22 protein-coding genes are annotated in these 25757 nt (G+C 71.9%); 16 read left to right on the top strand and 6 right to left on the bottom strand.

The window, feature by feature from the left end:
- From glmU to AC6CQV_RS08535, 6 genes are all read left to right on the top strand, one after another.
- Complete coding sequence (gene glmU / locus AC6CQV_RS08560; RefSeq protein ID WP_498259228.1) at positions 1-1473, top strand: bifunctional UDP-N-acetylglucosamine diphosphorylase/glucosamine-1-phosphate N-acetyltransferase GlmU; 1473 nt, start codon at positions 1-3, stop codon at positions 1471-1473.
- Positions 1448-2482 (top strand): ribose-phosphate diphosphokinase, encoded by a 1035-nt coding sequence (locus AC6CQV_RS08555; RefSeq protein WP_060959831.1) that lies wholly within the window; start codon positions 1448-1450, stop codon positions 2480-2482. The genes glmU and AC6CQV_RS08555 overlap by 26 nt, the downstream gene beginning before the upstream one ends.
- 70 nt (positions 2483-2552) lie before the next feature.
- Positions 2553-5273 (top strand): HAD-IC family P-type ATPase, encoded by a 2721-nt coding sequence (locus tag AC6CQV_RS08550; RefSeq protein WP_498259227.1) that lies wholly within the window; start codon positions 2553-2555, stop codon positions 5271-5273.
- 133 nt (positions 5274-5406) lie between these two features.
- Positions 5407-5907, top strand: coding sequence for an FMN-binding protein (locus AC6CQV_RS08545; RefSeq protein ID WP_498259226.1), 501 nt, complete (start codon positions 5407-5409; stop codon positions 5905-5907).
- A gap of 26 nt (positions 5908-5933) precedes the next feature.
- Positions 5934-6806, top strand: coding sequence for an FAD:protein FMN transferase (locus AC6CQV_RS08540; protein WP_498260693.1), 873 nt, complete (start codon positions 5934-5936; stop codon positions 6804-6806).
- Positions 6806-8356, top strand: coding sequence for an FAD-dependent oxidoreductase (locus AC6CQV_RS08535; protein WP_498259225.1), 1551 nt, complete (start codon positions 6806-6808; stop codon positions 8354-8356). The genes AC6CQV_RS08540 and AC6CQV_RS08535 overlap by 1 nt, the downstream gene beginning before the upstream one ends.
- 60 nt (positions 8357-8416) lie before the next feature.
- Here the strand turns inward: AC6CQV_RS08535 and AC6CQV_RS08530 are convergent, their stop codons facing one another.
- From AC6CQV_RS08530 to AC6CQV_RS08520, 3 genes are all read right to left on the bottom strand, one after another.
- Positions 8417-8875, bottom strand: coding sequence for a GNAT family N-acetyltransferase (locus AC6CQV_RS08530; protein ID WP_498259224.1), 459 nt, complete (start codon positions 8873-8875; stop codon positions 8417-8419).
- A gap of 71 nt (positions 8876-8946) precedes the next feature.
- Positions 8947-10425, bottom strand: a complete 1479-nt coding sequence (locus AC6CQV_RS08525; protein WP_191009669.1) for a sensor histidine kinase — start codon at positions 10423-10425, stop codon at positions 8947-8949.
- Between the two features lie 83 nt (positions 10426-10508).
- Entirely contained in the window at positions 10509-11243 is a 735-nt protein-coding gene (locus tag AC6CQV_RS08520) for a response regulator transcription factor (protein WP_060959825.1), read from the bottom strand.
- Positions 11244-11426: 183 nt separating this feature from the next.
- Between AC6CQV_RS08520 and AC6CQV_RS08515 the strand changes: the two genes are divergently transcribed.
- The 3 genes from AC6CQV_RS08515 to AC6CQV_RS08505 are packed head-to-tail and all read left to right on the top strand — an operon-like array spanning position 11427 to position 14750.
- Positions 11427-12923 carry an ABC transporter permease gene (locus tag AC6CQV_RS08515; protein WP_492491556.1) on the top strand — a complete coding sequence of 499 codons (1497 nt, stop codon included), beginning with the start codon at positions 11427-11429 and terminating at the stop codon, positions 12921-12923.
- A gap of 50 nt (positions 12924-12973) precedes the next feature.
- A complete protein-coding gene (locus AC6CQV_RS08510) occupies positions 12974-13699 on the top strand; it encodes an ABC transporter ATP-binding protein (RefSeq protein ID WP_492491554.1) in 726 nt (241 codons plus the stop codon).
- A gap of 37 nt (positions 13700-13736) precedes the next feature.
- Positions 13737-14750, top strand: coding sequence for a magnesium and cobalt transport protein CorA (locus AC6CQV_RS08505; RefSeq protein WP_101306010.1), 1014 nt, complete (start codon positions 13737-13739; stop codon positions 14748-14750).
- Positions 14751-14858: 108 nt separating this feature from the next.
- On the opposite strand, the gene gnd is transcribed toward AC6CQV_RS08505, so the two are convergent.
- Both gnd and AC6CQV_RS08495 read right to left on the bottom strand, forming a co-directional pair.
- The gene (gene gnd / locus AC6CQV_RS08500; protein ID WP_498259223.1) at positions 14859-16352 is read right to left on the bottom strand and encodes an NADP-dependent phosphogluconate dehydrogenase; all 1494 of its coding nucleotides are present in this window, start codon (positions 16350-16352) and stop codon (positions 14859-14861) included.
- Positions 16353-16381: 29 nt separating this feature from the next.
- Entirely contained in the window at positions 16382-17311 is a 930-nt protein-coding gene (locus tag AC6CQV_RS08495; protein WP_498259222.1) for an NAD(P)-dependent oxidoreductase, read from the bottom strand.
- 99 nt (positions 17312-17410) lie between these two features.
- On the opposite strand from AC6CQV_RS08495, the gene AC6CQV_RS08490 reads away from it, so the two are divergent.
- From AC6CQV_RS08490 to AC6CQV_RS08475, 4 genes are all read left to right on the top strand, one after another.
- Positions 17411-18514, top strand: coding sequence for a D-2-hydroxyacid dehydrogenase (locus AC6CQV_RS08490; RefSeq protein ID WP_492491549.1), 1104 nt, complete (start codon positions 17411-17413; stop codon positions 18512-18514).
- A gap of 39 nt (positions 18515-18553) precedes the next feature.
- On the top strand, positions 18554-19351 hold the full coding sequence (locus AC6CQV_RS08485) for an IclR family transcriptional regulator (protein ID WP_498259221.1): 798 nt from the start codon (positions 18554-18556) through the stop codon (positions 19349-19351).
- Positions 19352-19472: 121 nt separating this feature from the next.
- Positions 19473-20894 (top strand): MFS transporter, encoded by a 1422-nt coding sequence (locus AC6CQV_RS08480; protein WP_060959820.1) that lies wholly within the window; start codon positions 19473-19475, stop codon positions 20892-20894.
- 52 nt (positions 20895-20946) lie between these two features.
- Complete coding sequence (locus AC6CQV_RS08475; protein ID WP_498259220.1) at positions 20947-21681, top strand: fumarylacetoacetate hydrolase family protein; 735 nt, start codon at positions 20947-20949, stop codon at positions 21679-21681.
- A gap of 14 nt (positions 21682-21695) precedes the next feature.
- On the opposite strand, the gene AC6CQV_RS08470 is transcribed toward AC6CQV_RS08475, so the two are convergent.
- Complete coding sequence (locus AC6CQV_RS08470) at positions 21696-22400, bottom strand: FadR/GntR family transcriptional regulator (RefSeq protein WP_060959818.1); 705 nt, start codon at positions 22398-22400, stop codon at positions 21696-21698.
- A 166-nt stretch (positions 22401-22566) separates the two neighbouring features.
- Here AC6CQV_RS08470 and AC6CQV_RS08465 point away from each other — a divergent pair, with 166 nt between their 5' ends.
- Genes AC6CQV_RS08465 through AC6CQV_RS08455 form a run of 3 tightly spaced genes read left to right on the top strand, consistent with a single transcriptional unit; the run spans position 22567 to position 25757 of the window.
- Positions 22567-23952 (top strand): GntP family permease, encoded by a 1386-nt coding sequence (locus AC6CQV_RS08465; protein ID WP_060959817.1) that lies wholly within the window; start codon positions 22567-22569, stop codon positions 23950-23952.
- Positions 23945-24712: an SDR family oxidoreductase gene (locus AC6CQV_RS08460; protein ID WP_060959816.1), complete on the top strand. Its 768-nt coding sequence runs from the start codon at positions 23945-23947 to the stop codon at positions 24710-24712. Before AC6CQV_RS08465 ends, AC6CQV_RS08460 begins: the two co-directional genes overlap by 8 nt.
- Positions 24713-24728: 16 nt before the next feature.
- A complete protein-coding gene (locus tag AC6CQV_RS08455) occupies positions 24729-25757 on the top strand; it encodes a zinc-binding dehydrogenase (RefSeq protein ID WP_498259219.1) in 1029 nt (342 codons plus the stop codon).

Below are 25757 nucleotides of genomic sequence, written 5' to 3'. Positions count from 1 at the left end.
ATGACAGAGAACACGTGGGACGCGTCCCTGGCCGTCGTGATCCTCGCCGCCGGGCAGGGGACGCGCATGCGATCCGCGCTTCCGAAGGTGCTGCATCGCATCGGCGGGCGTCCGCTCGTGGGCCACGTCCTCGACACGGCGCGCGACCTCTCCGCCGCGCACGTGCTGGTCGTCGTCCGGCACGAGCGCGACCTGGTCGCCGACGCCGTCACCGGCATCTCACCCGAGGTCGTCGTCGTCGATCAGGACGAGGTGCCCGGGACGGGCCGCGCGGTCGAGGTCGCGCTGGCCGCGGTGCCGGCCTTCGACGGCGACGTCCTGGTGCTCTCGGGCGACGTCCCGCTGCTGGACGCGCCGACCCTCAGCGCCCTCGTCCGCGATCACCGCGACTCGGGCGCCAGCGCGACGCTGCTGTCGGCGGTGCTCGACGACGCGACCGGCTACGGCCGCGTCATCCGCGCGACCGACGGTACCGTCGAGCGCATCGTCGAGCAGAAGGACGCGACGGCGGCCGAGGCGGCCGTGACCGAGATCAACGCCGGCGTCTACGTCTTCCGCTCCGCCGCCCTCCGCAGGCATCTGGCCCGCGTGGGCACTGACAACGCGCAGGGCGAGAAGTACCTCACCGACGTCATCGGGCTCGCCCGTGCCGCCGGGGAGCAGGTGGTCGCCTCGATCGTGGCGGACGTCGCCCTCACGCTCGGCGTCAACGATCGCGCCCAGCTCGCCGAGGCGGGGCGGCTGCTCAACGCCCGCACCGTGCGCCGCTGGCAGCTCGAGGGCGCGACCATCCAGGACCCGGCGACGACGTGGATCGACGTGACGGCGACCCTCGCCCCCGACGTCACCGTGCTGCCGAACACCCACATCCTGCGGGCGACGGCGGTGGCCGCGGGCGCCACGATCGGCCCGGACACGACGCTGGAGGACTGCGAGGTCGGCGAGAACGCGGTCGTGCGCCGCGCCGACGCGACGCTTGCCGTGATCGGCGCGGGCGCCACGGTGGGCCCCTTCGCCTACCTCCGACCCGGCACCGTGCTGGCCGCCGGCGGCAAGATCGGCACGTTCGTCGAGACCAAGAACTCCACCATCGGCGAGGGCAGCAAGGTGCCGCACCTGTCGTACATCGGCGACACGACCATCGGTCGCGGGGTGAACCTCGGCGCCGGCGCGATCACGGCCAACTACGACGACATCGCCAAGCACCGCACCGAGATCGGTGACGAGGTGCACTCCGGCTCGCACAACGTGTTCGTCGCGCCCGTTAGGATCGGAGACGGCGCCAAGACCGGAGCCGGCGCGGTGATCCGCAAGGATGTCCCGCCCGGAGCCCTCGCCTTGAGCGTTGCCCCTCAGCGCAACGTCGAGGGGTGGGTTGAGAACCACCGACCGGGAACGGCCGCGGCGGCAGCTGCCGCGCAGTCCCGGTCTGCACAGGAAGCGGACGATGGCGCGCAAGAAGCACACGGTTGATCTGGACGTCGAGCGCGGGATCGCCCCGGGACTCGTCGCCAAGACCAAGAAGCGTCTGGTCGTCGCGAGCGGAAGCTCCCACCCGACCCTGTCCCACGACGTCGCCGCGGCCCTCGGCACCGAGCTCGTCCCGACCGAGCACCGCACGTTCGCGTCGGGGGAGATCCTGACGCGGTTCGAGGTGTCGATCCGCGGATGCGACGCGTTCATCATCCAGTCCTTCGGGCCTCCCGTGAACGAGTGGCTCATGGAGCTGCTGATCATGCTGGATGCCGCCAAGCGGGCATCCGCCAAGCGCATCACGGTCGTCGCGCCCTACTATCCGTACTCGCGCCAGGACAAGAAGGGACGCGGCCGCGAGCCGATCAGCGCCCGTCTCGTCGCCGACCTGCTGAAGACGGCGGGTGCCGACCGGGTCATGAGCGTCGACCTGCACGCCGCGCAGATCCAAGGGTTCTTCGACGGCCCCGTCGACCACCTGTTCGCCAAGCCCGTGCTGCTCGACTACTTCCAGAAGAGCCTGTCGCCGGAGGACCGCGAGAAGCTGACCGTCGTCTCGCCCGACACGGGACGTGTGCGCGTCGCCGACCAGTGGTCGGACTCGCTGGGGGCGCCGCTGGCGATCATCCACAAGCGGCGCGATCCGAACGTGGCCAACCAGGTGACGGTCAACGAGATCGTCGGACATGTCGAGGGTCGCGTCTGCCTGCTGGTGGACGACATGATCGACACCGGCGGGACGATCGTGAAGGCCGCCCAGGCGCTCAAGGCGAACGGCGCCGAGCGCGTCATCGTCGCCGCCACGCACGCCGTGTTCAGCGACCCCGCCACGCAGCGCCTGCAGGATGCCGCCATCGACGAGGTCGTCGTCACCGACACGATCCCGCTGCCCCCCGAGAAGCGTTTCCCGGGACTGACGATCCTGCCGATCGCCCCGCTGCTCGCGCGCGCGATCAAGGAGGTCTTCGAGGACGGCTCCGTCACGAGCATGTTCGACGGCGCCGCCTGAGTCGGCATCCGCCGTGTTTTCCCCCGCCGCGCGGACGGCGAGTCGGGCGCGCACCTTCTAGGATCGCGCTATGACCCTTCCCACCGTCGACGCCGAGTTCACCGTCGCAGGCCCGCACGCACGTGAGGTCGACGAGGTGCGGCGCGCGCTGCGCGTCGACGACGCCGGCCTGACCACGTCCGAAGCGACGTCGCGACTCGACGTCGTCGGGCCGAACCTCCTGCCCGAGCCCCAGCGGACCCCCGCGTGGCTCCGTTTCCTGTCGCATTTCAACGACACCCTCATCTACATCCTGCTCGCCGCCGCCGCCATCAAGGCGGTGATGGGCGACTGGCTCGACTTCTGGGTGATCATGGCGGTCGCGATCATCAACGCCGTCATCGGCTACGTGCAGGAGGGGCGCGCCGAGAAGGCCTTGGCGGGCATCCGCGGCATGCTCTCGTCCGATGCGACCGTGCGTCGCGACGGCCGGTGGGCGACGGTGCCGGCGGCCGATCTCGTGCCGGGCGATCTCGTGCGACTCATGCCGGGCGACAAGGTCCCCGCCGACGTGCGGCTGGCGGAGGCGACCCAGCTGCGGATCGACGAGGCGGCGCTGACCGGCGAGTCGGTGTCGTCGTCGAAGGACCGCGCCCCCGTCGCCGGCGACGCCGGCGTGGGCGACCGCTCGTCGATGGCCTTCTCCGGGACCATCGTGACGGCCGGACAGGGCCTCGGCATCGTGACGGGCACGGGCTCGTCCACCGAGATCGGCAAGATCCAGGCGCTCGTCGGCGACGCCGGATCGCTCGACACGCCGCTCACCACCCAGCTGAACGCCTTCGGCCGCAAGCTCACGCTGGTGATCCTCGGCATGGCGCTGACGATGATGGTCATCGGCCGCTACCTCCACCAGATGCCGCTGCCCGAGCTGGTGTCGGCGACCATCGGCTTCGCCGTCGCCGCGATCCCCGAGGGCCTGCCCGCCCTCGTCACCATCACGCTGGCGATCGGCGTGCAGCAGATGGCGCGGCGCCACGCGATCACGCGCAAGCTCCCCGCGGTGGAGGCCCTCGGGTCGGTGACCACCGTGTGCTCCGACAAGACCGGCACGCTCACCAAGAACGAGATGACCGTCCGCACGATCGTCACGCCCGTCGCACGCTACGAGGTGTCCGGCCTCGGCTACGACCCCGCCGGCGACATCGCGCCGGCCGGCGGCGCCGATCTCGCGGCCCTCCTCGCCGTCGCCGACCTGTGCAACGACGCGTCCCTCGAGCGCGTCTCCGCGGGAGCGGATGCCGAGCGGGCCGGCGCCGCCGGCTGGGCGCTGGTCGGAGAGCCCACCGAGGGCGCGCTGAAGGTCGTCGCGATGAAGGGGGGAACGGACACCGCCGGCACGCGCCGTATCGGCGTCGTGCCCTTCGACTCGGCCCACAAGTTCATGGCGACCCTCAACGAGAGCGCCGACGGCTCGCGCGCGATCCTGGTCAAGGGCGCGCCCGACCGCCTCCTGGACCGCGCACTGACCCAGCGCGGGGCCGATGGCTCGGAGCCGCTCGACCGCGGCTTCTGGGAGCGGGCGGTCGATGAGCTCAGCGGGCAGGGCCTGCGCGTGCTCGCCGCCGCACGCAAGCCCACCCGCGCCACCACCCTCGAGGTCGACGACCTCCAGGACCTGGAGCTCCTCGGGTTGTGGGGCATCGTCGACCCGCCGCGTCCCGAGGCCATCGCCGCCATCGCCGACTGCCATGCCGCCGGCATCCGCGTGAAGATGATCACCGGTGACCACGCCGGCACCGCCCGTGCGATCAGCCGCGAGATGGGTCTGGTCGCCGACGAGGACGCCCCGGTGCTGACCGGCGCCGAGCTGGAGGCGCTCAGCCAGGAGCAGCTGAAGGCCGTCGTGCGCGGGGTCGACGTGTTCGCCCGCACGAGTCCCGAGCACAAGATCCGTATCGTCCGCGCCCTGCAGTCGCACGGCGAGGTCGTCGCGATGACCGGCGACGGCGTCAACGACGCTCCCGCGCTCACCCGTGCCGACGTCGGCATCGCGATGGGCATCAAGGGCACCGAGGCGACGAAGGAGGCCGCCGAGATCGTCCTGGCCGACGACAACTTCGCGACGATCCGCAGCGCCATCGCCGAGGGACGGCGCATCTACGACAACCTCCGCAAGTCGGTCGTCTTCCTGCTGCCGACCAACGGCGCGCAGTCGCTGGTGATCCTCGTCGCCGTGCTGTTCGGCCTGACCCTCCCGCTGACACCCGTCCAGGTGCTGTGGGTGAACATGGTGACCGCCGTCACCCTGTCGCTCGCGCTCGCCTACGAGCCGGCCGAGCGCGGGATCATGACCCGTCCGCCGCGCGCCACGGGCGGATCCATCGTGTCGGCCCGAGAGCTCGGTTTCGTGCTCTCGGTGTCGCTGCTGATCGGCGGCGCGACGCTCGCGGTCTTCGCCCTCTCGCTTGCGCGCGGCTCGGACGTCGACGTCGCGCGCACGGAGGCCGTCGCGATGCTCGCGTTCGGTCAGCTGGCGTTCCTGCTCAACTGCCGCTTCCTCGGGCGATCGAGCCTCACGGTGGACGTCCTGCGCGGCAACCCGGTCATCTGGTGGTCGGCGCTCGCTCTCATCGTGCTCCAGGTGCTGTACACCTACCTGCCGTTCCTCAATGGGCTGTTCGGCTCCGAACCCCTGGATGCGGTGGGCTGGATCCTCCCGGTCGGCATGTCGGTCGCGGTGTTCTTCGCGGTGGAAGGGCTCAAGGCGCTGCGGCGTCGGTCGGGCCCGGACGTCGCGGCGGTGCGCTGAGCGCGCGTCTTTCAATGCGAATGCATAGGCAACGCCTGGCAGACGCCAACCCGGCCCCCGCTACCGTGGAACTGCCACCGCGATGCGCCCCCGTGCATCTGAAGCGGCAGGGCACGACAGAAGGAGGACCATCATGATCCGCACCACCGCCGTACCCCGTTCCGTCCGCGCCGGCGCCGCCGCCGCGTCCGTCCTCGGCATGGTCGCCCTCGCGGGCTGCTCGGCCACGACGACGGCCGACGCGACGGCCAGCTCCACGCCGGAGAAGACGACCGCCGCCACGGCATCCGCGACGCCCTCGTCGACCGCCGCGGCGGAGTCGACCGCGTCCGACAGCGTCTACAAGGACGGCACGTACACCGCGGACGGCTCCTACTCGACCCCCGAGTCCGTCGAGACCATCTCGGTCACCGTCACCCTGGCCGACGACGTCATCACGAGCGTCGAGGTGTCGGGCAACCCCACCAAGCGCGAGTCGGAGCAGTACCAGAGCCAGTTCATCGGCGGGATCAGCAGCGAGGTCGTCGGCAAGAACATCGACGAGATCTCGGTGTCGCGCGTCGCGGGATCGTCGCTCACGAGCGGCGGGTTCAACACGGCCATCGCGGAGATCAAGTCCGAAGCGAAGGCGTGACGGCGACGCCGCCGCGCGGAGGCGACATGCTGGAGCGGGCCCGGTGGGAGTTCGAGGCGATCGGCACGCGGTGGCGGATCGACACGTCGGCGCCGCTCGCGCCGGCTCTCCGCACCGCGGTGAGCGCGCTCATCGACGACTTCGACCGGACCTGGTCCCGGTTCCGTCCGGATGCGCGGATCGCGCCCCTCGCGTCGGAGCCCGGCTCGATCCCGGCTCCCGCCGACGCCGCCGCGATGCTCGAGCTGTACGGCGCACTCAGCGAGTCCACCGAAGGGGCGGTCAACCCCCTCGTGGGCGACGCGCTCGCGCGCCGCGGCTATGACGCCCGCTACGGCCTCGTCGATCGCGGCGCGCAGTCGGCGCCGGCACGCTGGCGGGAACTGCTGACGTGGACCGACGGGACCCTGACGCTGCGGGAGGCCGCCACGATCGACGTCGGGGCGCTCGGGAAGGGACGCCTGGTCGATCTGGTGCTCGCGACCCTCGCCCCCCGCACCGACGGAGACGTCACGGTCGACGCGGGCGGCGACATCGCCCTCCGCGGCAGCGAGACCATCGCCCTGGAGCATCCCTTCGACGCCGCGCGTGCGATCGGCGTGTGGCACGTGACGGATGCGGCCCTGTGCGCGTCGGCGACGCAGCGCCGCGCCTGGCCGGGCGCGGACGGCGGCGGCCTGCACCACGTCCTGGACGCCCGCACGGGGGAGCCGGTGCGGACGATCGCCGCCACGTGGGCGGTGGCGCCCGACGCGATGACCGCGGATGCCGCGGCGACCGCGCTCTTCTTCGACGGCGGACCGCGTTTCGCCCATGCCCACGGCGTCGCGTGGGTCCGCATGACCACCGACGGCCGCGTGGAGTGGTCGCCCGACAGTAAGGCAGAGTTGTTCCTGTGATGACCTCGCTGACCGCCGCCTGGAACCGCACCCTCGCGGTGCTCGGCCGCGTCTCCATGTACCGACTGGTCGTGCTCGCCCTCGCGGTGCTCGCGGCGATCTCGTTCGTGCTGTCGTTGTTCGGCGCGGTGGGGCCGTCGCCGTGGGAGCTGCTGGCCACCGTCGCCGTCCTCGCGCTGGCGTGTGCGGGCACGGATGCCGTCGCGCACCGCTTCCTCGGCAAGGACTGGCGCTGGGAGTCCTCCCTCATCACCGCGCTCATCCTGCTGTTCGTGCTCCGGCCCACGGTCGAGCCGCTGGGACTCGTGGGCGTCCTCGTGGCGGGCGTGGTGGCCTCGGCATCCAAGTACCTTCTGGTGTGGCAGGGGCGACACATCTTCAACCCGGCCGCCGTCGGCGCCACCGTCCTCACGATCCTCAGCGTCTGGCTTCCGGACCTCGGCGCCTCGGCCTGGTGGGTGGGATCCCCGTTCCTCGCCGGCCCGGTGATCCTGCTCGGACTGGTGGTGCTCGTGCGCACCGAGAAGGTGCGCATCATCACGCTGTTCCTGCTGATCGCGGTCGCGGTCGCGTTCGTGCGCACATCGGTGCAGTACCAGCAGGCGGGACTCGCGCTCGACACCGGCACCGTCTTCTGGAACATCCTGTGGTCGTCGCCGTTCCTGTTCCTCGGCGCCTTCATGCTGTCCGAGCCGCTCACCCTCCCGCCCCGCCGCTGGCAGCAGTTCGCCGTGGCGGCGCTCGTGGGCGTGCTGGCCGGCTGGCCCATCGACATCGGCGACGTCAGCCTCGGCCAGGAGCGCGCGCTGCTCATCGGCAACCTCCTCGCGTTCGCCTTCGCCGCCCGCACGGCCGTCCGCCTCACGTTCCAGGACCGCGTGGCGCTGACGCCGACGGTGCGCGAGCTCTCGTTCCGTGCCGAGCGGCGCTTCCGCTTCGTGTCGGGGCAGTACCTCGAGCTCGAGGTGCCGCACCCGCGCCCCGACGCGCGCGGCACGCGGCGGGAGTTCAGCATCGTCTCGGCCCCCGAAGAGCTCCCGGAGGTGCGCATCGCACTGCGGGAGGGATCGCAGTCCAGCTACAAGAAGGCGCTCGCCCTCGTCGAGCCCGGCCAGAGGCTCGCCGTCACCGGCGTCTGGGGCGATTTCGTCCTGCCGGCGCGGCCGTCCGCCCCCGTCCTGATGGTCGCCGCGGGCATCGGCGTGACGCCGTTCGTGTCCCAGCTGCGTCACCTGCGCCTGTCCGGCGAGGACCGTGACGTCGTCTTCGTCTACGTCGCCTCGGATGCCGAGGAGCTCGCGTTCCGCAGCGACCTGGAGGACGCCGGCATCCCCGTGATCGTCTTCACGCGCAACGAGCCCTCCACCCTGCCGCCGCACTGGCGCTGGGCCCGCGGCGTCCGACTCGACGCCGACGGCCTGCTCGAGGTGGTTCCCGACCTCGCTGCGCGCCATGCCTACATCTCGGGGCCGCCGCGTCTCATCGCCGATCTCGCGCCCGCGCTCGAGAAGGCGCGCTCCCTGACGACGGACGCCTTCTCCGGCTACTGAGCCCCGGCCGCGAGCCGGCCGCCCCGTCTCGGGCGGGTACGTGAGCCGCCCGCGCGCGGGTCAGCTCGCGGCGAGCGGGCGCGACCAGGCGACCTCTCGGCTCAGCCGTCCGGTCTGCTGGAACATACGCACCTGATGGGTGTCCGCGAACGTCGCGACGAGCTCGTCGCGGTCGGCCGGCTCGAAGCCCAGGCTCTGCCAGAACGGGCCCGACCGGCGGCTGAAGAGCCACGCCCTCCGGGCGCCCTCCGCGACGGCACGCTCGAGCGCGAAGCGCGCCAGCGCGGTGCCGCGACCACGGGAACGCCGCGTCGGGCCGACGGCGACGCTGCGGATCAGTGCATGACGGCCGTCGCCGCTGATCTCGTAGCCGACGCTGCCGACGATCGCACCCGTCCCGTCGCGTTCGAGCCACAATCGCACGCTCGGTGCGTCCAGTCCGCTCAGCGTGAGGTCCACCGCTGTGAGGAAGGCCGTCAGCGCCCCGACATCAGCCGCACGGCACCGCTCGAGATCCACGCACTAAGTCAACCAGTCGTGACCGTGAGGAGGCGAACCGGGATGCCGGGCGCCGCTCGCGGATGTCGCCGTCAGGCGGCGTCGACGGCGGTCGAGGCGCCCTCCGCCCCGGGGGTGGCGGGCCGCGCCGGCAGGCGCACCTCGAACACCGTCCGGCCCGGCACGCTGTCGACCGTGATCGTGCCGTGATGGGCCGTCACGATCGCCTGCGCGATCGAGAGTCCCAGCCCCGTCCCGCCCGTCTGCCGGGCGCGTGAGGTGTCGGCGCGCGAGAACCTCTCGAACAGCTCTCCCGCGATCTCCGGGGCGATGCCGGGGCCGTCGTCGGCGACCTGCACGACGGCCTCGCCGTCGACGAGCGCGATGGATGCGGTGACGGTGGTGCCGGCGGGGGTGTGGACGCGCGCGTTGGTCAGGAGGTTCGCGATCACCTGGTGCAGGCGCATGGCGTCGCCGGCGACGACCACGGGTTCCTCCGTGGCATCGAGCTGCCACTGGTGCTCGGGGCCGGCCACCTGCGCGTCGGCGACGCCGTCCAGCACGACACGTGTCAGATCGACCGCGCCGTAGACGAGCTCCTTGCCCTCGTCCAGGCGCGCGAGCAGCAGGAGATCCTCGACCAGGGCCGTCATCCGCAGAGACGCCGACTGGATGCGCTCCAGGCTGTGCTCCGACTGTTCGGCGCTGACGGCGACCTGCGTCGCGGTCGCGGCGTCGCCGGCCGCCTGGACCGTCCGCAGAGAGCGCAGCGACAGCTCGGAGTACCCGCGGATGGCGGCGAGCGGGGTGCGCAGCTCATGGCTCGCGTCGGCGACGAAGGCGCGCATGCGCTCCTCGTTGCGCTGGCGCGCGGTCAGCGAGACATCGACGTGATCGAGCAGCGAGTTCAACGCCGCGCCGACCCGACCGATCTCGTCGCTCGCATCGGCCTCGGTCGCCGGGACGCGCTCCGTGATGGTCACGTCGCCCGAGTCCAGTCGCTGGGCCGCCACCCGGGTGGCGGTCGCCGCGACGGCGCGCAGCGGTCGCAGCGAGTGTCGGATCACGATCGCGATGACCGCCGCCAGCAGGAGCAGGCCGCCCGTCGTGACCAGGGCGACGGTCGTGAGGATCTGGGCGATCGTCGAGCTGATGGACGACAGCGGCAGCCCGACGGCGATGACGTAGTTGTTGCCGGCGCGGGTCGTGAACAGACGGTAGGCGCCGAGGTCGTCGACGGTGGCGGTCGTCGCGGGAGAGGTGTCGAAGGCGGTCACGATCTGCTGCACCTGGGCGTCGGTGAGCTGGTTGACGGTGTTGCCGTCGAGGTAGGCCCCGTCGAGGGCAGTGGGGGAGCGCACGACCAGCAGGACGCCGGGGGTGCGCACGCGGGCGTCCTGGAGGACGCTCAGCGCCGTCTCGACCGAGCCGTAGTCGGAGTGCGGACCGACCAGCTGCGCACTCACACTGCCGGCGGCGTCGCGCACCTGGGTGTCGAGCTGACCGGACAGGATGTTGCCGAGCAGCGCGCTCGTGGCCAGGCCGATCATCGCCAGGATGAGGGTCACCATGCCGACGACGGCCGTGATCAGGCGGGTCTGCAGGCTCCAGCGCCGGCGCACGTGACGCCCGGGGGATGAGGGGGTCGTGGCGCTCACTGAGGGGCTTTGATCATGTAGCCGACGCCGCGGACGGTGTGGATGAGCGGCTCGCGTCCGGCGTCGATCTTCTTGCGGAGGTAGGAGATGTAGAGCTCGACGACCGACGAGCGACCGCCGAAGTCGTAGTTCCAGACGCGGTCGAGGATCTGCGCCTTCGACACGACGCGACGCTGGTTGCGCATGAGGAAGCGCAGGAGCTCGAACTCCGTGGCGGTCAGCTCGATCTCCGCGTCGCCGCGCATGACCTCGTGCGAGTCCTCGTTGAGCGTCAGCTCGCCCACCCGGAGGATCGGGTCGGCCGTGCCGGCGGTCGCCGTGCCGGCTCGCCGCATGAGGCCGCGCAGACGTGCGACCACCTCTTCGAGGCTGAAGGGCTTTGTCACGTAGTCGTCGCCGCCCGCGGTGAGGCCCGCGACGCGGTCCGCCACGGCATCCTTCGCGGTGAGGAAGAGCACGGGCACGTCGTTGCCCGCGTGCCGCAGCCGCTGCAGCACCGACATGCCGTCCAGGTCGGGCATCATGATGTCGAGCACCATAGCGTCGGGGTCGAACTCGCGTGCCTGGGAGAGTGCGTCGTAGCCGGAACCGGCGGTACGGACGTCCCAGCCCTCCATCCGCAGCGCCATCGACAGCAGGTCGGTGAGCATCTGCTCGTCGTCGACGACGAGCACGCGGAGGGCCGAACCGTCGGGACGGTGGAGGGTGGGAGCGGCGGCGAGAGCGGTCATGGGTTTATTCTCGTGCCCCTCCTGTGAGGAACCTATGCCGAGCACTATGAGCCTGCTGTGTATCGCCGGCCCGCACTCATAGCTCCTGCCTAACCCGGACCGAGACGGCACATCGACGCCCCTCTTACCGTCGAGGCGTCGGCGTGGCCGCGCACACCGCAGCGGGCGCCAGAAGGGGACTCGATGTATTGGACATATCTGCGCCGCGAGCTGTCCGGCCGGAAGAAGCAGACGACGATCGTGGCCATCGGCCTCGCCGTCGCCGTCGCACTGGTGATCATGGTCAACGCGCTGTCGGCGGGCATCCGGGACGCGCAGGCCGAAGCGCTGCAGTCGGTGTACGGCGTCGGCACCGACCTCACCGTCACGGGCGCCCAGGCCGAGCCGGGCTCGGGCGGCCCCGGCAGCGGCGGCCGCTTCGACTTCGGCGAGGGCGGCGGTCAGACCGGGACCGACGGCACGACGACCCTCAGCCAGTCGCGACTGGTCACCGACTTCGGACGCAGCACGCTGGACGCCTCGGTGCTGGAGACGGTGGCGGATGTCGACGGGGTGTCGGCCGCCACGGGTGCGCTCAGCCTGACGAACATGACCTTCAGCGGCGAGCTGCCGCAGGCGCCCTCCGACGCCGGCACCGGTGACGGCACCGGGACGATGCCCGAGCAGGGGCAGGGCGGCCAGGGTGGCCAGGGCGGCGGCGGCTTCGGCGGCGGGTCGTTCGGCGTCGATTCCTTCACGGTGCTCGGCATCGACCCGTCCGCGACGGCGGTCGGACCGCTCTCGGCGGTCTCGCTGAGCGACGGGCGTGCCCTCGACTCCAGCGACGCCGGCTCCGACGTCGCCGTGCTGGATGCCACCTACGCCGCGACCGCGGACGTCGCCGTCGGCGGCACGATCGACATCGGCGGCACGAGCTTCGAGGTCGTCGGCATCGTGGCGTCCGCCTCCTCGTCGGCCGACACGGCGGCGAACGTCTACATCCCCCTCGACGTGGCCCAGACGCTGTCCGGCGCGGGCGACGTGGTGTCGACCGTGTACGTCCAGGCGACCTCCAGCGATCGCATCGCCGACGTGCAGACGGCTCTGGCCGCCGTGCTGCCGGACGCGACCGTGAGCTCGCAGTCCGAGCTCGCCTCGACCGTCTCCGGCTCCCTCTCGAGCGCGAGCTCGCTCATCACGAGCCTCGGGACGTGGCTGTCGATCATCGTGCTCGCCGTCGCCGTCGCCCTGGCCGTGCTGTTCACGATCTCCGGCATCTCGCGTCGTACGCGTGAGCTGGGAACGCTCAAGGCGATCGGCTGGTCCAACTCGCGCGTCGTCGGCCAGGTCGCGGGGGAGTCGATGGTGCAGGCGCTGATCGGCGGTATCGCCGGTGTCGTGCTCGGCCTGATCGGCGTGGTCATCATCAACGTCATCGCGCCCACGATCTCCTCCACGCCCGCGACGACGACGGGCGGGCGAGGCCCCGGCGGCATGGGACAGGCCCCGGGAGGAGGCCAGGGCGGGTTCGGTCAGCTCGCACAGACCGCCACCGACATCGTCCTGCACGCGCCCCTCTCGGTCTGGATCATCGCGCTCGCGCTCGGCCTCGCCGTGGCCGGCGGCCTCGTCGCCGGTGCCTTCGGCGGATGGCGCGCGGCCCGCCTGAGCCCCGCCGAGGCACTGCGAGCCGTCTCGTGAACGCCACCGCCTCCCACCCCACCGACCCCCGTAACGAAGAGAGCTCCGACATGACCCTCATCGACCCGACCGTCGGGAGCGCCGCCGACCCCGCCGGCGCGCCCGCCTACCGGCTGACCGCCGTCACGAAGACCTACCGACAGAAGGGGCGCGAGGTCCAGGCGCTCCGGGGCGTCGACCTCGAGATCCCCGTCGGCGAGTTCGTGACCATCCAGGGCCCGACCGGGGGCGGGAAGTCGACCCTCCTGCAGCTGCTGGGGGCGCTCGACACGCCGACCACCGGGAGCGTCGTCATCGGCGAGACCGACCTGGCCTCGGCATCCGGCGCGGACCTGGAGCGCCTGCGCGCGCACGAGATCGGCTTCGTGTTCCAGGCGTTCAACCTCATCCCGACGCTGACCGCGGCGGAGAACGTCGCGATGGGCCTCGAACCGCTCGGACTCGACCGGGCCGAGCGCGACGTGCGGGTCGCCGAGGCGCTCGCCCACGTGGGGCTGTCCGACCGCGGCGCCCACCGCCCGGGTGAGCTGTCCGGCGGTCAGCAGCAGCGCGTCGCGATCGCGCGCGCCATCGCGAAGCGCCCCCGCGTGCTGCTCGCGGACGAGCCCACGGGCAATCTCGACGAGCACATGCGCGACGAGATCCTCGTGGTGCTCGAGCAGCTCAATGCGGAGGGGCTGACGCTGGTCATGGTGACGCACGACTCCGCGGTCGCGAAGCGCGCACGCCGTCGGTTGCGCCTGGAGAAGGGGACCGTCCGCGACATCAGCCGCTGACGCGCGACGCACCGGGGCGGGGCCTAGGGTGGCTCTCATGGCCCAGCCCCAGTGCGTCGTCTACGACGGCGGCATCGCCCACCCGATCGATGCCTCCCCGGCCGAGGCGCTCGCCGAGGCGCGCCGGCGCGGGGGGATGCTGTGGATCGGGCTGACCGCACCGACCGACGACGACGTGCACGAGCTCGCCGAGGTGCTCCACCTGGAGCGCCTCGGCGTCGCCACGGCCCTCCGCACGCATCAGCGGTCGAAGCTGGAGCGCTTCGGCGACCACCTGTACGTCGTCGTCCAGCCCTCCCAGTACGACGACACCACCGAGACGGTGCAGTGCCGAGAGGTGGACCTCTTCGTGGGCGCCGACTTCTTCGTCGTGATCTCCGGCGACGGCGCGGTCGACGTCGACCGGCTGCGCGCGCTGCTCGACGAGCATCCCGACATCGCCGCGCGCGGCCCGCTGGGCGTGCTCTGGGGGACCTTCGAGTACGTCACCCGGGGCTACCGCGACGTGATGGACGGCATCGAGCACGACATCGACGAGATCGAGGAGGAGCTGTTCGGCGAGGACGAGGGCGTGTCCCGGCGCATCTTCGCCCTGCAGCGCGAGGTGATCGACCTGCGACACGCGACGGCGCCGCTGCCGGCCATCATGGACAGGCTCGAGCACTACGTCGCCCTCCGGACGCCGAATGGCGAGGCACCCGGCTACCGCGAGCTCGCCGACCGGGCCCGGTACATCGACGCGCGGGTCGCGGCGTTCCGCGAGACCCTCGACAACGCGCTGACGATCCACGCGACGCTCGTCGACCAGCGTCGCAACGATCAGATGAGCGAGATGACGCGCCGGAGCATCGAGCAGAACGACCAAGTCAAGAAGATCTCGTCGTGGGCGGCGATCGGCTTCGCGCCGACGCTCGTCGCCGGCATCTACGGCATGAACTTCCAGCACATGCCGGAGCTGGCGTGGCCCTGGGGGTATCCGTTCGCCCTCGGGCTGATGGCGGCCGTGAGCGCGGGGCTCTACGTGGTCTTCAAGAAGAAGGACTGGCTCTAGGCGTCTCGGCTCACGGCTGCGCCGCGCGCTCGACGACCGGTGGTTGCCGTCCCGGTCGTTGAGCGCGCGCAGCGGGTCGAAACGCCCCGCTCAGCCGCGTCGCCCGCCTCAGTGGGTGTCTTCGGCCTCGATCTCGGTGCGGTCGCCGGACCACAGCGTGTGGAAGGTGCCGGGCTTGTCGATGCGCTTGTAGGTGTGCGCTCCGAAGAAGTCGCGCTGACCCTGGATGAGCGCCGCCGGCAGACGCTGTGCGCGCAGGCCGTCGTAGTACGCGAGCGACGACGAGAACGCGGGCGCCGGGATGCCGGCGGCGGCGGCCCGCGCCACGATGGTGCGCCAGGCATCCTGCGCACGCGTGAGCGCGTCGACGAAGTACGGCGCCGTCAGGAGCACCGCGAGGTCGGGCTCGGCGGCGTAGGCGTCGGCGATGCGGTTGAGGAACTGGGCGCGGATGATGCAGCCGGCGCGCCAGATCTTGCTGACCGCGCCGAGGTCGATCGACCAGTCGTAGTGCGCGGCGCCGGCGCGGATCTCGTCGAAGCCCTGCGAGTAGGCGACGATCTTCGAGGCGTAGAGGGCCAGGCGCACCTGCTCGATGAACGCGTCGGCCTCCGCGCCGCTCAGGGGCGCGGCGCCGTCGTCGTCCGGCCCCGGAAGGCCTCCGGAGATCGAGCGCTGCTCGGGGTGGCTCGACAGCGACCGGGCGAACACCGCCTCGGCGATGCCCGAGACGGGCACACCGAGGTCGATCGCCGTCTGCACGGTCCAGCCGCCGGTGCCCTTGGCGCCGGCCTGGTCGAGGATGACATCCACCAGCGGCGCACCGGTCTCGGCATCCACCTGGCGCAGCACCTCGGCCGTGATCTCGATGAGGTAGCTCTCGAGCTCGCCGGTGTTCCACTGCGCGAACACGTCGGCGATCTCGGCGGGGGTCTTGCCGGTCGCGCGACGGATGAGGTCGTAGGCCTCGGCGATGAGCTGCATGTCGGCGTACTCGATGCCGTTGTGCACCATCTTCACGAAGTGGCCGGCGCCGTCGTGACCGATGTGGGTGACGCACGGCTCGCCCTCGGCGACCGCCGCGATGGAGCGGAGGATGGGGCCGAGCGTGACCCACGCCTCGTCGGGACCGCCGGGCATGAGCGACGGGCCGAGGAGGGCGCCCTCCTCACCGCCCGAGACGCCCATGCCGACGAAGTTGAACCCGCGCTCGCGCACGGCCTTCTCGCGACGGATGGTGTCGGTGAACAGGGCGTTGCCGCCGTCGATGATGATGTCGCCGGGCTCGAAGACGTTTATGAGCTCGTTGATGACCGCATCGGTCGGGCCGCCGGCCTTGACCATGATCAGCGCCGTGCGCGGCTTCTGCAGGCTGGCGGCGAACTCCTCGTAGGAGAAGGCGGGCACGAAGCCGGCTTCGGGGTGCTCGGCGACGAGCTCATCGGTCTTGGAACGCGACCGGTTGAAGACGGCGACGGTGTTGCCCTCGCGCGAGGCGAGGTTGCGGGCGAGGTTCGAGCCCATCACCGCGAGCCCGACGACTCCGATGTTGGCCGTGGGCGACACGGGCGTGGTGGTCTCGGCAGCGGTCTGTTCGGGCACGTCGAACTCCTCAGGGATCAGTCGGGGATTCACAAGTCAGCGTAGTCCGCCGCGGGGGTCGTCGGCGCAGCATGACGACGGGCGGTGAGCCGACGCGTCACCGAGATGTCCCGGTCGCCGAGTCCCTCCGCGACGATCTCGTCGAAGATGTCGCGCAGGGCGGGCAGCAGAGCGGGGTGGATGCCGGTGGCCCCGGCCACGTCGGCGGCGAAGCCGAGATCCTTCACCATGTATTTGGCGGCGCCGGAGGGGGAGTCGTCGCCGGAGACCAGTCGGTGCCGCCGGCTGGTGAGGAGGTTCGAGCCCGCGTAGCCGCCGGACAGGAGCGCCCACAGGGCGTCCAGATCCAGCCCCGACCGCGCGGCGAGCTCGGTCGCCTCGCCGAGGGCCGTGATGGTCGCCGCGACGACGAGCTGGTTGCACGCCTTGGCGACCTCGCCGGCGCCCAGCGGTCCGAGATGCACGGCGCGCCCGCAGGGAGCCAGGAGCGCCGCCGCGCGGGCCGCGTCGTCGCCGGCGCCGCCGATCATGATGGACAGGGTGCCGTCTTCCGCGCCGTCCGCCCCGCCGGAGACGGGACAGTCCACGACCCGGATCGCCCCGCCGCTGGTCCGATGGAGACGCTCGGCGAGCGCGCGCACGCCGGTGGGCGACGAGGTCGAGCCGATCATCAGCAGCAGGGCGTCCGCGCCGGCGAGCAGCCCGTCCTCGCCGTCCAGGACGGCTTCCAGCTCGGGGAGGTCGGGGAGCATCACGAGGATCGCGTCGCTGCGGGCCGCGAGCTCGCGCGGTGTCGCGACGAGCGTGGCACCGCCGGCCTCGAGGTCGGGGCGCGGGGATCGCGTGAACACGCTCAGGGATCCGCGGGCGTGCAGCAGGCGACGCGCCATCGGCGCTCCCATCGCGCCCACACCGATCACGCCGAGGCGGACGTTCTCGTCATCGAGAGGAAGGGTCATGGAGGCCACGATAGCGGCTGTCCAACAGGATGGACAATGTTCAACAAAGTGGACGTGCGATAGAGTGGTGATCACGCCCACCCGATGAAGGGATCACGCATGTCGGACACGTCGATGGAGATCACCCCGTCCCCCGATGCGGGGTCCCCGACGGCCCCGTCGCTGCGCGCCGTCGCCGCCGTGCCGCTGCGGGAGGAGCTCTGCCGCCTCATCGAAGCGCTCGAGCCGCGCGTGCAGCTGGTGCGCGATCACGAGCTGGTCCCCCCGATGCGCGGTCCGGCCGACTGGTCGGGCGATCCGTCCTTCCGGCGCACGCCGGCCCAGCAGGAGCGCTACGAGCGCATGGTGGACTCGGCCGACGCGCTGTTCGGCATCCCCGACGTCGAGCCGGCGGCCCTGGCGCGCACCGTCGCCGCCAATCCGCGTCTGCGCTGGGTGATGACCACCGCCGCCGGCGGCGGTGCGCAGGTGCGCGCGGCGCAGCTGGCGCCCGAGGCGCTGGAGCGGATCGTCTTCAGCACCACCGCGGGCGTCCACGGTGCGGCGCTGGCCGAGTTCGCCGTCTTCGGCATCCTCGCCGGGGCGAAGGACCTGCCGCGGCTGCAGCGCGATCAGGCCGCGCGGGAATGGCCGTCGGCGCGCTGGGAGATGCGCCACCTGGACGAGCTCACCGTGCTCGTCGTCGGGCTGGGGGGCATCGGCTCCGCCTGCGCGGAGCGCTTCCACGCGCTCGGTGCGCGTGTCTGGGGGACGACGCGCTCGGGAGAGCCCGTCGCCGGCGTCGATCGGCTCGTGCCGCTCGACGAGCTCGCCGACGCGGTGGCGCAGGCGGATGCCGTCGTCGTCACCCTTCCCGGAACGGAGCAGACGCACCACCTCATCGACGCGCGCATCTTCGCCGCGGCGCGCCCCGGACTCCTCCTGGCCAGCGTCGGGCGCGGCAGCGTCATCGACGAGCGTGCGCTGCTCGCAGCGCTCGATGACGGCACGGTCGCCTTCGCGGCTCTCGACGTGTTCGAGGTCGAGCCCCTTCCGCGCGAGTCCCCGCTCTGGTCGCACCCGCGCGTGCTGGTGAGCCCCCACACGGCGGCACTGAGCCGTCGCGAGGAGGAGCGCATCGCGCGGCGGTTCGCGTCGGATGCGACGCGGCTGCTCGATGGCGCGCCGATGCACGCGGTTGTCGATACGGTCGAGTTCTACTGACGTCCGCGCGTGCCGGCGGACTCCGCGCGAAGGAGGACCATGAGCGACGACCTCGATGACCGCGCCGGACGCGACCCTGCGCCCGCCGTGACCCGCAGCATCCGCCTGCTGGAGCTTCTGGCCGAGGCGCGCCGACCGCTCAACCTCACCGAGATCGCCGGGGGGCTGGGGCTGGCGAAATCGTCGACCGCGAACCTCTGCCTCGCGCTGGAGGCGGCGCGCATGATCGAGCGCGGTGCCCAGGGGTACCGCCTCGGACTGCGCACCGCCGAGCTGGGCGGCGCCTTCGCCGCGCAGTTCAACCAGGTGCGGGAGTTCTACGACATCTGCGACGCCTCGCCGGTGCTCGCCGGCGAGCTCGTGCAGATCGCGATCCTCGACGGTGCCGACGCCCTCTACATCGCCCGGCACGAGGGGTCGCGGTCGCTGCGCATCGGGACCCCGTTGGGCTCGCGGCTGCCCGCGGCCCTCAGCGCGACGGGGCGGGCGATGCTCTCCACGCTGACGGATGCCGAGGTGACGGCCCTCGTCGGTCGGGACGCGGTCTTCCCCCCGGTGACGCAGAACTCGACGCGCGATCTGGCGGGGCTGCTGAGCCGGCTCGTCGAGGCGCGCGAGCGCGGGTGGGCACTCGACGCCGAGGAGTCGTTCCCGGGCATCGTGGGCGTGGCCGTCCCGCTCGAGGGGTGGGCGCCGGGCGACCCGCAGCTCGCGATCGGTGTCGGCATCCCCGTCGCCGAGGCGACGCCGGAGCACGTCGACGCCGTCGCCGCGGCTCTCCGTGAGGTCGCGCGCCAGCTGACGAACCCGTTCAGCGCGGCCGCACGTCGCGGCTGACGACCTCGCGCCGGCCCGGGAAGCGGTCTTCTGCGCGCCGATTGCGTTCAACATATTGAACTATGTCCACTGGGTTGATACTCTGATCGCACACGCGGCCCAGCCGTGCCGATCAAAGGAGATGGCAGTGACAGAGCTTCGACCCCCCGTCACCGCGAGTGCGGCCGACGACCCCGAGTACGCGGCGAACCTTCGCCGGGCCACGCTGGCCTCCAGCATCGGCAGCGCGCTCGAGTACTTCGACTTCGCCCTCTACGGGCTGTCGACCGCGCTGATCTTCAACGTGCTCTTCTTCTCGCAGGACGACCCGGCGATGGCGACGGTGGCGGCGTTCGCGACCTTCGGCGTCGGCTTCGTCGCCCGCCCGTTCGGCGGCCTGTTCTTCGGCGTGCTCGGCGACCGCCTCGGGCGCAAGTGGGTCCTCGTCATCACGATCCTCCTGATGGGCGGAGCCTCCACCGCCATCGGCCTGCTGCCCACCTATGCGCAGATCGGCCTGTGGGCCCCGGCCCTCCTCGTGCTCATGCGCCTTCTGCAGGGCTTCGGCGCCGGCGCCGAGCAGGCGGGCGCGACCGTGCTCATGGCGGAGTACGCCCCGGTGCGCCGACGCGGCTTCTTCTCGGCGCTGCCGTTCATCGGCATCCAGGCCGGCACGCTGCTGGCCGCCGTGGTCTTCAGCCTGATCACCCTCCTGCCCGATGACCAGCTGCTCACGTGGGGGTGGCGCGTCCCGTTCCTGTGCTCGTTCGCCCTCATCCTCGTCGCTCTCTTCATCCGCATGCGCCTTCGCGAGACGCCGACGTTCGTCGAGCTGGAGAAGCATGAGCAGATCAACGACCGTCCGGTGCGGGAGATCTTCGGCCACGGCCTGCCGGGCGTGATCGTCGGCATCGGTCTGCGGATGGCCGAGAACGGCGGCTCGTACATGTTCAACACCCTCGCGCTCACCTTCTTCGTCGCCGTCGCCGGGCACAACGCCGACAAGAGCCTGCTGACCTGGGGCGTCACGCTGGGCTCGCTCATCGGCATCTTCACCGTCCCGCTGTCGGGCGCCCTGTCGGATCGGATGGGACGGCGCACCGTCTACCGGATGGGCTCGCTGTTCCTGCTCGCGTACGCCTTCCCCGCCTGGTGGCTGCTCACCCTCGGCAACCACGCGATCGCCATCGCGGTGATCGCCGTCGGCATCGGCTTCGGGGTGAACGTCATGCTCGGACCGCAGTGCGCGATGCTGCCCGAGCTGTTCGGCAACCGCCACCGCTACCTCGGCGTCGCGATGGCGCGCGAGCTGTCCGCGGTGCTCGCGGGCGGTCTGGCCGGCGTGCTGGGTGCCTACCTGATCGCCGTCAGCGGCGGCAACTGGGTGCTCCTCGGCATCTACATGGCCACGCTGGCCCTCATCACCACGGCCTCCACCTTCCTCGTCCCCGAGACGCTGCGGCGAGACCTCACGCGCCTGGACGACGCCGTGAAGGTGTCGCGCGACGAGTCGGGGGAGGGCGTGTCCTCCACGACCGTGACGATCCGGACGGTCCGCTGGTGACGCGGTCCGCGCGCCCGTCGGAGTTCGCGGGGGAGTCCGCGGCGGAGTTCCCGTGCTGATCGGTCGCGCCCGCATCGGAGGGGAGATCGTCGATGTGCGGTGGAGTCCCGACGGTCCGGTCCCGATCGGCCCGCCGTTCGCGGCCTTCGCGTCGGGGACGCTCCCGGTCGACACCGGCGCGCCGCGAGGGGACGCCGTGCTGCTGGCCCCGGCCGACCCGGGGGTGCTCGTCGGCATCGCGCAGAACGGTCCCGATCACGTCGCGCCCGTCCAGGCGTGGCTGAAGAGCCCTCGCACGGTGGTCGCCTCCGGCGTCGCGGTCCGCCTGCGCCGTGACGCGGGCCGCACGGTCGCGGAAGGCGAGATCGCGGTCGTGATCGGCCGCGACACCGCCGGTCTCACCGCGCAGACGGCGGGGCGCTATGTGCTGGGCGTGACCGCCGTGAACGATCTGTCCAGTCCCGATCGTGCGACGGTGGACGTGCGCAACTTCGAGTCCAAGTCGGGCATCGGCTACACGCCGCTCGGGCCGTGGATCGACACCGCGGCCGACATCGACCGCGTCGCGCTGCGTCTCGAGATCGGCGGCGCGGCGGTCGCCGAGACGGATGCCGCGGCCCTGCCGGTCCCGATCCGCGACTGCCTGGCCTACGTGGCGTCGTGGACGCCGCTCGGCCCCGGCGACGTCGTGATGATGGGGGCGCCGTTCAGTGCCGGTGAGGTGAGGCCGGGTCAGCGGATGGACGTCGTGGTGGGCGCGGTGCGCCTCACGACGCCGACCGCGTGAGGGCGGCGTCCCGGTCAGAGGTGGGCGACCTCGCGGGAGACGAGCGTGAGGTGCTCGCGCGCCGAGGCCTCGGCCGTCGCCCCGTCGCGGAGGGTGATCGCCCGGGCCGTCGCCACGTGCGCTTCCAGCGTCCCCACGCGCGGCATGCCGGGGGTGAGGCCGCGCACGGCGCGTCCGCGCAGGATCTCGGCGATCGGCGCGCTGAGCTTGCCGAACAGCGGATTGCCGCCGGCCTGCAGCAGCAGCGAGTGGTAGGCGATGTCGACCTCGAGGTACTCGTCGGAGTCTCCGAGTCCCTCGGCGCCGAGCTCGCTCAATCGCACGGCCAGCTCCAGGAGCCGCGCGCGGTCGGCATCGCTGCCGCGCTCCGCCGCCACCCGGGCGGCGATCGGCTCCACGGCGATGCGCAGCTCGGTCAGCTCGACCAGCACGTCGCGGCGGCGCGGGCCGTCGAGGCTCCACTCGATGACGTTCGCATCGAGACTGTCCCATTCCTCCCGCGGGCGCACGACCAGGCCGACCCGGCGTCGGGAGCGCAGGAACCCGTGGGCCTCGAGCACGCGGACCGCTTCCCGCACGACGGTACGGGAGGCCGCGAACTCCTGCTCCAGCGCCGCGACGGTCATGCCGGTGCCGGGGCTGAGCTCGCCGCCGGCGATACGGCGGCCGAGGGTCTCGACGATGTGCGCGTGCGACGCGGTCGGGGTCGTGGGGGGCATCGGTGTCCTTCTGTCCCGGCCCACGCTACCGGTGCGGGTGCTCCTCGGAGGAGGGGGCGCCGGGAAAAGTATGATCAATAGGTTGCAATAAGTACTACTTTTGTGTCAGCGTGGTGACGCCGCCGGGAACGACCCCGGCGCATGGACGATTCATCGGAGAAGCCCCATGCAAGACTGGACACAGACCCTGGGCGCCGTGCCCCTGCTGCTCATCGCGGCCGGCGCGATCGCCCTGATCCTCGTCCTCATCATCGGAGCGAGGATGCACGCCTTCCTCGTGCTCGTGCTCGTCTCGCTGCTCACGGCGCTCGTCACCGGCATCCCGATCGACAGCGTGGGCAAGGTCCTCATCGACAGCTTCAGCGGCACCGTCGGCGCCGTGGCGCTGCTCGTGGGTCTCGGCGCCATGCTGGGCGCCCTCGTGGAGACGTCGGGCGGTGCGCGCGTGCTGGCCGAGAAGATGGTGTCCGTCTTCGGTGAGAAACGGGCCGCGTTCGCCCTCGGCGTGGCCTCGCTCATCATGGGATTCCCGATGTTCTTCGACGCGGGACTCATCGTGATGCTCCCGGTGATCTTCGCCGTCGGACGACGCATCGGCGGCAAGCACATGCTGCTCTACGGCATCAGCGCCGCCGCCGCGTTCTCGGTCATGCACGTCTTCGTGCCGCCGCACCCGGGGCCCATCACGGCCAGTGAGACGTACGGAGCGAATCTCGGGCTCGTCCTCCTCATCGGTCTCGTCGTCGCGCTGCCGACGTGGTACCTCACCGGCTACCTGTGGGCCAAGTTCACCGACAAGCGCATCCCGCTGGCGATCGTCGACCTCTTCGGCGGCCGCGACGTCGAGCCGACCAACCCGCCCAAGGCCGGCACCGTCATCGGGGTGCTCGCGATCCCGCTCGTGCTGATCCTGCTCAACACGGGCATGTCGGCGCTCGTGTCCGCCGGGGTCGTGGACGGCACGCTCGTCTGGGTGCAGGCGCTGCGCCTGATCGGCACCAGCCAGATCGCCCTGCTCATCTCCGTGCTCGTCGCCCTGTTCGTGCTCGGCACCCGCCGGGGTGTGCACGGGACGGCGCTCGAGAAGATCGTCGACTCCGCCCTCGGGCCCATCTGCTCGGTCGTGCTCATCACCGGCGCCGGCGGCATGTTCGGCGGTGTGCTGCGGGCCTCCGGCATCGGCACCGCGCTGTCCGACTCGCTCGCCTCGATCGGCATCCCGGTCATCTTCGCCGCCTACCTCATCGCGGTCGTCCTGCGCGTCGCCCAGGGCTCGGCGACGGTGGCCCTGGTCACGGCCGCGGGCCTGGTCTCGCCCGCGGTCCTCGCCGCCGGCTTCAGCCCCCTGCAGGTCGCCTGCGTCGTCCTGGCGACGGCCGCCGGATCGGTCTTCGCCGGCCACGTCAACGACTCGGGCTTCTGGCTCGTCGGGAGGCTGATGGGCATGGACGTGAAGACGACGCTGAAGACCTGGACCGTGCAGCAGGCGCTGGAATCGGTCGTCGGCTTCGCCTTCGTCCTCGTGATCTTCGGGGCGGTGTCCCTTGTCTGAGCTCTTCGACCTCACCGGCCGGCTCGCCCTCGTCACCGGGTCGTCGCGCGGCCTCGGACAGAGTCTCGCCGCAGGCCTGGCCGATGCCGGGGCGCGGGTCGTGGTGCACGGCCGCGATCGCGCGACGGTCGACGCCAGCGCCGACCTGCTGGCCGAGCGGACCGGCGCGCGCGCGGAGACGGTCGTCTTCGACGTGACGGATGCCGCGGCCGTCGAAGCGGCGATCGCCGAGCTGACGGCGCGCGTCGGCGTCCCCGACATCCTGGTCAACAACGCCGGCATCCAGCGCCGCGCCCCGTTCGCCGAGTTCTCGGTGTCGGACTGGGACGACGTGATCGCCACGAACCTCTCGAGCGCGTTCTACGTCTCGCGTTTCGTGGCTCCCGGCATGATCGCGCGCGGCTCGGGCAAGATCATCAACATCGCCTCCGTGCAGTCGGCCCTGGCCCGGCGGACGATCGCCCCGTACTCGGCCAGCAAGGGCGGGATCGCCCAGCTCACCCGGGGCATGGCCGCCGACCTCGCCGGCCACGGCATCCAGGTCAACACGCTGTCGCCCGGCTACTTCGCGACCGAGATGAACGCGGCGCTCGTGGCCGACGCCGAGTTCACGGCCTGGGTGTCGCAGCGCACGCCGGCGGGGCGCTGGGGCCGGGTGTCGGAGCTGCGCGGTCCGCTCGTGTTCCTGGCCTCCGCGGCGAGCGACTTCGTGAGCGGGCAGAACCTGTTCGTCGACGGCGGCATGACCGCGGTCGTGTGATCGAGAGAAGAGAACGATGGATGCTGTTGTCATCAGCGGGCGCGAGGCGCTGACGGTCGAGGACCGCCCGCTGCCCGCCTGCGCGCCCGGACAGGTGCTGCTGCGCGTGGGGTACGTCGGGATCTGCGGATCGGACCTGCACTACTACTTCGACGGCGCGAACGGCGCGTTCGTCGTGACCGAGCCGCTCGTTCCCGGGCACGAGGTGTCGGGCTGGGTCGCCCACGACCCGTCGGGGGCGCTGGCCGAGGGGGCGCCGGTGACGGTGCATCCCGCGCGCTTCGGGCAGCGCACTCCCGCGCTCGCGGAGGCGCCGCATCTCTGGCCCGGCGGCTCGTACCTGGGCAGCGCCTCGACGACGCCGCACACCCAGGGGGCGATGGCCGCGTACGTCACTGTCGAGGCGTCGATGGTGCGCCCGCTCCCGGACACGCTTCCCGTGCGTCGCGCGGTCCTGGCCGAACCGTTGGCCGTGGCGCTCCACGGGGCCTCCCGGGCGGGGGAGATGACCGGCGCGCGCGTGCTGGTGTGCGGCGCGGGGCCGATCGGCCTGCTGGCGGCGGTGGCGGCTCGCGCCCGCGGGGCCGCGAGCGTCGAGGTGTCGGATCTCCTCCCCGAGGCGCTGGAGCGCGCGAGCGCGGTCGGTGCGGATCGCGTCTGGCGGGTCGGCGTCGACGCGATCCCCGACGACGCCTACGACGTGGTCCTGGAGTGCTCCGGGGCCGCCGCCGCGGTGAGCACGGCGATCGCGGCGGTGCGCCGACGCGGCACGGTCGTGCAGATCGGGATGCTGCCGAACGAGCCCCGCCCCGTGAACCTCGCCCCGCTCGTGGCGAAGGAGGCGACGCTGCGCGGGGCGTTCCGCTTCCTGGACGAGATGGAGGAGGCGATCGGGCTGCTGGACGCGCAGCCGGCCGTCGAGAGCGTGATCACGCACGAGTTCTCGCCGCGCGAGGCGGTCGCCGCGTTCGAGACCGCCCGCCGATCGGCTGTGAGCGCGAAGGTCGTCGTCGCCTTCACGGGCGCCGGGGCGACGGAGGGATGA

It is taken from the genome of Microbacterium sp. EG9, from assembly GCF_059759475.1.
The sequence above is the reverse complement of the archived record's forward strand: the minus strand, read 5'-3'. Positions and strand labels throughout refer to the sequence as shown.

Bases quoted from the DNA above. Each gene is read 5' to 3' on its own strand.
- glmU (WP_498259228.1), top strand. From the start codon at position 1: ATGACAGAGAACACGTGGGACGCGTCCCTGGCCGTCGTGATCCTCGCC.
- AC6CQV_RS08555 (WP_060959831.1), top strand. From the start codon at position 1,448: ATGGCGCGCAAGAAGCACACGGTTGATCTGGACGTCGAGCGCGGGATC.
- AC6CQV_RS08550 (WP_498259227.1), top strand. From the start codon at position 2,553: ATGACCCTTCCCACCGTCGACGCCGAGTTCACCGTCGCAGGCCCGCAC.
- AC6CQV_RS08545 (WP_498259226.1), top strand. From the start codon at position 5,407: ATGATCCGCACCACCGCCGTACCCCGTTCCGTCCGCGCCGGCGCCGCC.
- AC6CQV_RS08540 (WP_498260693.1), top strand. From the start codon at position 5,934: ATGCTGGAGCGGGCCCGGTGGGAGTTCGAGGCGATCGGCACGCGGTGG.
- AC6CQV_RS08535 (WP_498259225.1), top strand. From the start codon at position 6,806: ATGACCTCGCTGACCGCCGCCTGGAACCGCACCCTCGCGGTGCTCGGC.
- AC6CQV_RS08525 (WP_191009669.1), bottom strand. From the start codon at position 10,425: ATGGTGACCCTCATCCTGGCGATGATCGGCCTGGCCACGAGCGCGCTG.
- AC6CQV_RS08520 (WP_060959825.1), bottom strand. From the start codon at position 11,243: ATGACCGCTCTCGCCGCCGCTCCCACCCTCCACCGTCCCGACGGTTCG.
- AC6CQV_RS08515 (WP_492491556.1), top strand. From the start codon at position 11,427: ATGTATTGGACATATCTGCGCCGCGAGCTGTCCGGCCGGAAGAAGCAG.
- AC6CQV_RS08510 (WP_492491554.1), top strand. From the start codon at position 12,974: ATGACCCTCATCGACCCGACCGTCGGGAGCGCCGCCGACCCCGCCGGC.
- AC6CQV_RS08505 (WP_101306010.1), top strand. From the start codon at position 13,737: ATGGCCCAGCCCCAGTGCGTCGTCTACGACGGCGGCATCGCCCACCCG.
- AC6CQV_RS08495 (WP_498259222.1), bottom strand. From the start codon at position 17,311: ATGACCCTTCCTCTCGATGACGAGAACGTCCGCCTCGGCGTGATCGGT.
- AC6CQV_RS08490 (WP_492491549.1), top strand. From the start codon at position 17,411: ATGTCGGACACGTCGATGGAGATCACCCCGTCCCCCGATGCGGGGTCC.
- AC6CQV_RS08485 (WP_498259221.1), top strand. From the start codon at position 18,554: ATGAGCGACGACCTCGATGACCGCGCCGGACGCGACCCTGCGCCCGCC.
- AC6CQV_RS08480 (WP_060959820.1), top strand. From the start codon at position 19,473: ATGGCAGTGACAGAGCTTCGACCCCCCGTCACCGCGAGTGCGGCCGAC.
- AC6CQV_RS08470 (WP_060959818.1), bottom strand. From the start codon at position 22,400: ATGCCCCCCACGACCCCGACCGCGTCGCACGCGCACATCGTCGAGACC.
- AC6CQV_RS08465 (WP_060959817.1), top strand. From the start codon at position 22,567: ATGCAAGACTGGACACAGACCCTGGGCGCCGTGCCCCTGCTGCTCATC.
- AC6CQV_RS08455 (WP_498259219.1), top strand. From the start codon at position 24,729: ATGGATGCTGTTGTCATCAGCGGGCGCGAGGCGCTGACGGTCGAGGAC.